Annotated in this window: 1 protein-coding gene; it reads left to right on the forward strand. The window is 52.9% G+C overall.

The features are described 5' to 3' along the window. Positions 1–12 precede the first annotated feature (12 nt). The coding region (locus tag KZZ10_RS14360) for an AMP-binding protein (RefSeq protein ID WP_259662231.1) at positions 13–765 on the forward strand (753 nt) is incomplete at its 3' end.

Consider the following 765-nt stretch of genomic DNA (forward strand, 5'->3'; position numbering starts at 1 on the left):
CGCTTGAGCTTCATGCTCGCCGATAGCTGCGCGGCTGCACTCATCTCCACAAGCTCACTTCTAGATGAGACGGAGCTTGAAGCACCTCAGACCATCCGATTGGATGACTGCATGCTTGAGCAATATCCGACTCACGCCATTGTGGCCTCTGAACGAACCACTGCGCTCACCGCTCAAAACCTCGCTTACCTGATTTACACCTCAGGGTCGACAGGCAAGTCCAAGGGCGCGGGCAATACGCATCAAGGCGCTTATAACTCTGTCGATTTATCGATTAGCCAATTAAAGCTAAATCATTCATCGCGAGCGTTGCAGTTCAAGTCCTTTGCGTTTGACGCCTCATTTTTAGAGATCATGCCCGTCCTCTGCAGTGGCGGTGCTCTCTATTTGATTGAAGACGCGACAGTTCGACAAGATCCCCTCGCGCTTGGTAAGTTCATCGTGGCGAATCAGATCAGTCACGCCGATATTCCTCCAGTAATGTTGCCAGAGATCCCGCTCGAGAGTCTTTCAAGTCTGAATACTCTGATCGTGGGTGGAGAGGCGTCTTCTGCAGACTTAGTCAGACGACACGCCTCACATTGCCGCATGTTTAATTGTTATGGGCCAACAGAGGCTGCCGTGTGTGTCGCTTACGCGGGCCCTCTCGATCCGCAAATGGATGCCGCTGCACTTGTTCCAATCGGCCGCCCGATCCAGAACACACAGATCTACATCCTCGATGGGAGCTTGAATCCTTTGCCAGTTGGGCTAGCAGGCGAGCTC

The organism is Zwartia hollandica (genome assembly GCF_019923725.1).
Classification (GTDB): domain Bacteria; phylum Pseudomonadota; class Gammaproteobacteria; order Burkholderiales; family Burkholderiaceae_B; genus Zwartia; species Zwartia hollandica.